This window comes from Stenotrophomonas sp. STEN029, from assembly GCF_056760015.1.
In genome coordinates this window covers 19,382-27,705 of record NZ_JBRREC010000069.1, presented here as the reverse complement: position 1 = coordinate 27,705, position 8,324 = coordinate 19,382, and the positions used below count along the sequence as shown (strand labels likewise).

Annotated in this window: 5 protein-coding genes; 1 reads left to right on the top strand and 4 read right to left on the bottom strand. The window is 52.3% G+C overall.

Translation table 11 applies throughout. The features are described 5' to 3' along the window. Positions 1-137: 137 nt before the first annotated feature. Positions 138-518 (bottom strand): hypothetical protein, encoded by a 381-nt coding sequence (locus ACVOLI_RS14680; protein WP_481614987.1) that lies wholly within the window; start codon positions 516-518, stop codon positions 138-140. Between the two features lie 160 nt (positions 519-678). Here ACVOLI_RS14680 and ACVOLI_RS14675 point away from each other — a divergent pair, with 160 nt between their 5' ends. Then, positions 679-1,620 carry an HNH endonuclease gene (locus ACVOLI_RS14675; RefSeq protein ID WP_481614986.1) on the top strand — a complete coding sequence of 314 codons (942 nt, stop codon included), beginning with the start codon at positions 679-681 and terminating at the stop codon, positions 1,618-1,620. A gap of 200 nt (positions 1,621-1,820) precedes the next feature. Here the strand turns inward: ACVOLI_RS14675 and ACVOLI_RS14670 are convergent, their stop codons facing one another. From ACVOLI_RS14670 to ACVOLI_RS14660, 3 genes are all read right to left on the bottom strand, one after another. Further along, positions 1,821-2,495, bottom strand: a complete 675-nt coding sequence (locus ACVOLI_RS14670) for a hypothetical protein (protein ID WP_481614985.1) — start codon at positions 2,493-2,495, stop codon at positions 1,821-1,823. Positions 2,496-3,163: 668 nt separating this feature from the next. Further along, a complete protein-coding gene (locus tag ACVOLI_RS14665) occupies positions 3,164-4,858 on the bottom strand; it encodes a phosphorylase family protein (RefSeq protein ID WP_481614984.1) in 1,695 nt (564 codons plus the stop codon). Then, the gene (locus ACVOLI_RS14660) at positions 4,855-8,250 is read right to left on the bottom strand and encodes a hypothetical protein (RefSeq protein WP_481614983.1); all 3,396 of its coding nucleotides are present in this window, start codon (positions 8,248-8,250) and stop codon (positions 4,855-4,857) included. Before ACVOLI_RS14660 ends, ACVOLI_RS14665 begins: the two co-directional genes overlap by 4 nt. Between the last annotated feature and the right edge of the window lie 74 nt (positions 8,251-8,324).

The window sequence follows — 8,324 nt, the reverse complement described above, 5'->3', positions numbered from 1 at the left end:
TGGGGGGGGGGGGGGGGGGGCTGCCGTCACTCAGACGCCCGCGGGCCCCCCTCCCCCCCCGCGCCCACCCCGGGGGGCGGGCGGGCGTCCCCCCACCCCCCCCCCCCCCCCCCACCCCGGTTTTACCAAGCCATGCCTCAATCCACGTATCGCGAACAACGCACATCCCACCTACCTTGCGCCGCTACAAACAACGAAACCAGCTGCACGAGCGATCCACAAGGCGACAGCGACAATAAATCCTCTTCCCGGGCATCCCGGAGCTCCGCGAACTCGTGAAACGCATGGTCCAGATCGTTAGGACCATCGTCGTGATCGCGCCAATGCTGTGGATGCAGGGCTGGCAGCAACACCTGCTCCGGCAAGAAAAACTCTCCCTGCTCCAAACAGAAGCGAATCGCCGCGCCGGCATCCCGTACCTTGCCGCGCAGCAACATAGCGCCATGCGTCTTCCAGTTACCCGCATCCCGATACAGGTACTCCAAGACAGCAAATCCCTTCTCCTTCTCCCTCTCCATTTCTCACTCCCGCTGGCCAAAGCGCAGCGAGATTGCCTTGGGCCAGTCCCACCGGCTGAGATGGAAGATTTACCGTCGCTCGCCTACCATCCTCCGAAAGGGGGAAATTCTGAATGGCTAATGCGTTCTTTACTGCTTTCCAACCAGTTGAGGCAGACCGATGAGCTTCTGGTGGGTTAATCACAAGCAGACGCGTACTCACGAGGTTCGCGGAGGCTACCTATGGTCGCCACAACGTAAATCTAACGGCGTGTTCAATCAAACATACGAAAATATGCGTCACGTGCACGTAGGTGACACGGTTTTCTCTTACGCAAAAGGGCACATTGAGTACGTCGGAACGGCCACCTCAACCGCGGTACTCAGCCCGAAACCAGCCGAGTTCGGTAGCGTAGGCGCTAACTGGGCTGACGAGGGCTGGCTGGTAGACGTGCATTTTGAGCCCGTCCCCCAATCAATGCGGCCGGCCGATTTTTTGCAGCAGATCGCACCGTTTTTACCAGACAAGTACTCTCCAATTCAGAAGAAGACAGGAAAGGGCAATGAAGGTTGCTACCTAGCCGCTATCAGCGATGTGCTGGGTTACAGCCTTCTTGGACTTCTAAACACTGAACCAAAAGATCCACGTCAGTACAGTTTCGGCGAGCCAACACAAGCAAGAGAGCTGCTTGAAGACCTGCAAGTGATCGAAAGTGATCCGCAACTACATGAGACCCAGCGTTTGCACCTGGCTAAAGCACGCATAGGCCAAGGCTTGTATCGAAAGTGCGTGATGCTTTTGGAATCGGCGTGTCGCGTCACCGGCGTGGAGGATAGACGAGTGCTTATCGCAAGTCACATCAAGCCGTGGCGTGCATCCAACAACATCGAACGTCTCAATGGTCATAACGGCATCTTGCTGTCACCACACGTAGACGCATTGTTTGACGATCACCTGATGACGTTCGAAGACAATGGACGAATGCGCTTTCATCAGTCACTTTCTCCGGAAGTACTGGAACGCTGGGGCATTGACCCCCAGAAAAAGCTGGACGGCTTTAGACCTGAGCAGGCGTTATTTCTCGAACACCATCGTGCGGCCTTCGGTCGAAAAGCCACCTAATTCGCAGCTCAATCTGCTCAGAGAATTGTGAGAACAATGTGGATCAGAACCAGCAGGCGCCAGAAGGAATCCAAGTCGGCTATGTCTCCTTGCTCTCTGGCCTGCTTTCTAGATCCCCGGGTAGCGGAAGGTCCCATTTAGGCTAGCCAAGCGAGCCAGAGAGCAAAAAGCATGGGGAAGCCCGGCACTGCGCTCCACCTTCAAGCATCATCGACGCCCCCCTTAGCCGCGTATTTACGCTTCATTTTTCCAACCAACTTTTGTTGCTTTTCCGTAGTACCAACAGCCTTATTGGCATCCAAATTTGGGGAGTTAGGACTCGATTGGCGGAGCGTTTCTAACGCCCTCGCTGCGCCGACCATCTCCAAAAATCTCCAGAAAGAAGACGCGCCAATGACAACAAGCAGCACGGCTGTGAGCTTGACTTCAATACCACTTCCTTGGCGTTCCCATAGATACACTGCCGCAGACACTGGCAGACCATATAATATAAGCAGAATGACTTGAACAGAACGGCGGAACCAAGCCCTGTTGAGCCAACGACTTCGCCATTGGAGATCGCACAAATTCATTCCTTTGAAGAACCTCCAGTTCATCGAAAGTTCCAGACAGACATACGCTGGATTGAAAGCCTGCAGACCTTCGCGAATCAGATCGGCAGGAGGCGACTTCACGTTATATAGATGCCGGAAATATGACTCCAACCAGAATGAATCGCCCACTCGAGCACCGTCCCATAGCTCCAAACACTCTTTCCTCCCTTGCCGCGCATAGGCCCGAGTGGCATGGAATAGTTTCATCAGCGACACAGCCACCACAACGCCGACAACAAAAAGACTGGGCACTCCGGCTTCACGAAGAATATTAAAATCCACAGCTCACTCCTCCTTTCCGGCAATCCATCCTTGATTGAATGATACCAATCTGAACATAGGGAATATTATCGTTATAACCATCAGTCCCGCGGCGTCAAAACCACAAGAATCAAACACGTTATTCGTTGATGTCAGCACTCCAAAATATGCCAAGGGACAGGCGATAACTACCCCATCTATGCCACCTGCATTCCGCAGCAACTCTAAGTTGCCGGAAATGCACCTTACTCCGTTTGTCCTTCGCCAATCAGAATCTTGAAATCAATGATGGCCGCCCGTTCCCCGATCGAAAAGCGGCGAGGACGGCCATCTTCGATGTATATCGAACTGCTCTATAACTGCGCCCGGCTCCATTCAGGCCTCGACTACACCTCACCTTTACAGATCGAGCTGCAATATCAACAGGTCGGGAGCGTCCCCTGACTACCATTCATGGAATCCGAGGCAGCTCAGTCAACTCCCTTTCCTTATCCACATTCTGCCGGTCCACAGCGGCATCGGGAAAGCCGTTTCAAGGGCTAGAACATTCCTAGATTTGATTCTTGGTTGACGCTTCGTTGCCCACACGCAGATCACAGGAGTCGGAGAAAAATCAACCTTACTCTGAACCCTGCTTTCCGCTAGTCTGCCGAGGACTCCCCACCCGAGCCAACCTCCTCCGACGCAAGCTATTTACCCTCAAAGTATCTTCTGATCAACTGGTCGACGACCGCCGCACTGGTATAAGAGGCATAAGCCTGATAGTCATCGTTTTTCTCCTCGTCTGCGAGATCGCAAACCGATTTCACTCCAACAAACAGCGGGCGGGGAGATCCAGCGATGGCACATGCAGAGGACACTCCATAGAACTCCATTTCCAAACCTAAGGCCGTTCGCTGCTGTTGAGACACCGCCTGAGCAAAGCCCGAATCAGCAACGACAGCGGAGCCGGATGCTACTGGGCCAATTTTCAAACTCAGCTCGTGGGTGGGGGCACATTGCCAAGAGTCCTTGATACCACGAAGCACGGCGCGGTCATCCGACAGCTGCTCCGCAATGGCTCTGAGCTCCGGAGCGGATTGTAAGTGATGCGGGGCCATCTCGAACCTAGCAGCACCGCCTTTATCGACTGATCTCTTGCCTGCTTGATAGTCCCACACCGGATCAGCAAAAATGACGTCTCCAAGACCGACCCTCCCCGGTATACCTGCACATATTCCAGGCATGATACAGAGCTCAGGTCGCAGAGCTGAGATGAGTTTGCTAGCTAGCACGCCAGAAGAGACCATCCCCATTCTTTGCGCGGCCGCTGCGACTACTCGTATCTCACGATTACCGCAACTGAGCTTGGCCTTCGAGATAAATGAAACTTCATCAAATGGGGTTTCTGACTCCCAGCTCCAGGATAAACGCTTAATCGCCTCAAGCTCGGGAACGCGAAGTGCACACACAATCAGCACATCGCATTCAGAAACCTTCTGCCTGGGTGCAGAACTTGCTGACCTTAGGTAGTTTACGCAATTCTTTACACGATCAACCCAACTTGAGTCGGTATCCTCCACCTTAATTACATTCCAAAGTCGTCCGTTGAACGCTTCAAACGCATCCACCAACCCCTCGTCGTAAGCGGTTAAACCAACAATCTGCTTTGGCAAGAAGTAATCGCCCCCAGCACAGATGTCGTCAATAAGGTCGATACACACCTGTGAGTCAGGATCGCCCTCCTGGCGAAATGGTATTAGCACATCAAGAAGCAGAAGGTCGTAAACACCAACCCTAAGGTGCTGTCTCGCAGAATATGAGCATCCAGCAGTATCTATATCGTCGCGTACTACGCCGATATCAGTAAGGGCTTTAATAATCTTCTTCAGCTTAGCCTGTGTGTCCTCGACAACTAAAATCTTCCCCCCCCCCCTCCTTATCACAAATTCATCCATGAGATCACTTAGAGCGATACGCCAGTCTGCGCTTGCGCTGTCAAACTCCACCAAACCAATGAACACGTCACCACTCTCCGCAGACAGCTCCTCACGCAGCTCGGACAGTAAGTACCAGTTTCCATCAATTGAAAAGTCCGCATACTGGGTGACAACTATCACCAGCGGGCTGTAATCGAGCCTTTCGATCTCACGAAGGATCTCCATCCCACCCGAACCTTGAGGCCTCCCTCCTCCCTCTCCCGCAGCTACGTCGAAGGTAGGAAGCGACATATCCAACAGCAGCAGGTCGAATACTCCACCTGCGAGCTTCGTCATAGCGGATTTTACAGAGGCAACCTCCGTGATAACGACCGACGGATACATGCTAGCGAAGAACTCGCGAATATGCTTCGACTTGTGTACGTCATCCTCTGCAAATAAGACAGAAAATGCTTTCTGAATCACGCCGCGCTCCTTTCATCGAGGACAAGGGAAAGTCTCACCTCAACAAAAAATTCCACCTCTGAAACAAACCCGAATTTCAAACCGCCGTGCTGCGACTGTTTGACAGTGGCCGCCAACTTCTTCAGCCCTGACTCACCTTCTTTTCTCAAACTCTGATCAATGCGTCCCTCGCGTATGTCCTCGCGAATAGATTCGACTTTTGCAGCACCGGACGCATATACCCCATTCCCCACTTCACTATTGACGCAAACGATCAATACCCCGGTCTCAGCATCGATCGCGGTTGAGATATTTACCCACGGGATGCCCGCGACGCCCGATTTCGTGTAAACATTCCCTAGTGCAACAAGTAGCACGTCCGCCAGGACAGGAATGTCCACTACTGTGATTGGAAAATCCTCAGCGAGATGCTGCCTAAGCTCTATAAGCCCGCCCTTATAGGCAGCCTTTGACGATTCTATGCCGATTGCTATTGCGTCTGACAATTTGTAAGTACGAGTCGCCGCTTGCGCCCCAGATCGTTCAAACCATTGGGCAACTAACTCTAGCTCTGCCAATACATCCCTGCCCGCTTGCTCGAGACCAGTCGAAAGCTGCGCGAGTTGTGGACACTTGGTCCTCTTAGCACTGACACTTGATCTCACTTTAGAGAACTCGGTGGATAGTACTAAAGCAGTGCGCTCCCGCAGATGACGCTTCACCGCATCTAAGGAGGGGTTCAAGAGCCCCCAGAATGTGGCAAACATTGATGTCAAGAAGCCCTCATAAGAGAGATCCACACGAACTATCGAGCGAATAGCGTGGTACTCTGCGGGAGAAAGATTGACGCCAAGCAGTCCGTTTTTCTTCTCCGCAGACCGAATTTGGACCACGTGGTTTTTTGTGTATAGAAGCTCGGAGTCAACGCTACGACTAAATTCCGCCATTGCCGCATTTATCTCAACTTGGTCAACGCTATCAATATCCGCAAAATCTTCCAGCCATTCAGCTGATGGCGCATAGACATCGCCCTGAGATTGGTAGATCACGCGATGTTGTTCGATGGCGCCTCGAAGGTGGCCAACAATTGAACCGTGTCTAATACGCTTGCTCAAATAGCTATCCAATCCATGAGCCGGGTCGGAAAGAAACTTTGAACAACTTTGTCCAATCATTTCAATTAGCAGCTGATCCGCCTCGCTCGTTGGAAATGTCAAACCTTCCGAAGCCAAATTTCCTTTAGCGGCCCGGCGAATTGCTTCATCAAACTCCTTAGCATCACTCGCAGCTGCAGGTGCCAATGCACGATACCGACTAAATGGCTCGGCAAGTTCAGACTTCAGCTGTTCCCGAATAGCCGCCTCGTCCACATAGATTCTGCTTTGATCGACTATCTTCCTTCCATCTTCAATCATTAGGGAGTGCGTTATATGAACGATTTCAGTGTCATAGTATTCGCTATTTATCGCATCAATTGAGCGAAGCTCGGAAAAAATCGCTCGCATTTCCATGCGAAGTTCTCGGACCCCGTTTATGGTGCGAATCATATCTACAATCTTATGCTCGCAAACCACCTTCCAAAAATGCTTCACAAGTGCCGCGCCGTTGCGCGAGCGATCTACCTCAGAAGGGTGCCTGATCCCCTGCGACTCCAAGAATGCGTCGAGTGAGAAGCGAAGAATGCTCCCCCATCCCTTACCGCCACCAGACCTCAGGAGGTAGTGGGAGGCCACTACGATTCTCAGGTCAGGCGCGCGCGTCTTAACATCATTCCACTTAACCCCAGCAGCGTATTCCCTGGCCCGCGGCGTCAAAGAGATGGACCCGAGTCTGACCACAGCCTCGGCGATCATTTTTAGGAAAACCTCTACGTCTCGCCACTTCGACGCGAGTTCGATACCCATCAGAAAAGCCATGTTGCTGATGGAGTCGCGGTCATCCGCGCACAGTGAAGCAAGTTCGTCGATAGTGGCCGCAGTATCTCCATTAGCAGCCGCACAGCAGGCAGCGGCCATTCTGCTTGCATCCGGCCCCAGTGAGGAAAATTCGGCCAGAACGCCTTCATTCACCAGATCGCGCATGACAGCTATGACGTCCCCAGATATGGAGAGCCGCGCCAAAAATGAACTACCCCTGAGGTATAGCGGGATAGAGTTAAGTGCTTCCTTAACTGCAATTTCGTCGAAGATGTCGGCTTTGGCAACGCGGGAGATTGCGTCCGCCAGAGCCCCATCATGAAAGTTGAGCGCAATTTTCTCCATCTCAGCGACGGCACGCGACTCCCCTAGCCCACCTCGAATCTTTTCCGATAGTTTGCATACAAGGACGTTGGAGAGGGACCTACGGTCACGTCCGATGTGCTGCAGCAATGGCACATGCTGTGCCCGACATAGGGCGGCCAAGAAAGTACCCTCTACACCTGCTGGTAGCCCAAGAGAATTGGCGCGAACTACCTTTCCATAGTCTCCGGAAACAAAGTGCTTCGCCATGACCATACTCGTGCTGGATGCGCTGGATCCAGCAAACCAAGCGTTCAGCCTTTGATCCCGGATTTCATTCAGCTCTCTCGCATATTTCTCAATGTCGACAGAGAGGGATACTTTCCCGGCACGAGCTGCCGTAATGAGGGACAAGAACGTCTCGTATACATCAATGTTCGCGTTGTTCTGTTCAACTCGAAGAATGTTGGCGATTGAGCTTTCATCTTCAGGCCACTGCCTAGTCAGGCGGTACTCGATGTAGGTCGCCAGCTCTTTATCTTTGATTCGCTGGCATCTCATTCGTACGTCGGATACAAAACGAGCAACCGATGTCGATGGTTCATTGCGGACACTGATGTAGTGGACTAAGAATGGAGCGACTCCGCCCTTGAGTATCGACTTTACGCCCGCTACATATGTCTTCTGGGCATGTAGTCCCCCCACGAATTGATGCAAGAATATTCTCTTTTCTATCATCCACATCGATTCGCCAAATTCTTCAGCGATATCGTCCATGATGCTGAATGCGTCTCGAGAGTGACCTCGCCATATACATTCGTCAACGGCCCTTGCACGATTTAGAACGTCATTAATTTCTTCGGCACCAGCCCTAATACGAGCGATATTCCAGAGTAGTTCCTCCTCTATCGGGAGCGGCGGCATCTCAACAAGGGCAGCTACGTTCGAGTAGCCCTTCATCGGCACCTGCCGAAGCATTTCGAAAGCAAAAGCATTGATATGACTGAAATATGCTTCATATGCATTCGCGGGTAGCGAACTACGAGCGCGCCCGTGCACGTCGCGCAAACCGCGAACTGCCCTGTAGGTCCTAACGCTGTGATCTACACCATAGGCGCGTTCACGAACGCTTCCAAACAAGCCGCGAAAGGAGCCGTACTTGATTGATTCCCTTGCATGTTTTTTTGATGCCATTTGCTTTCCCTGCAATGTAGTGCTGAAGTACCGGCCGACCCAGTCGGAGGTAGATATCCCTGCAAAAAGAAAGC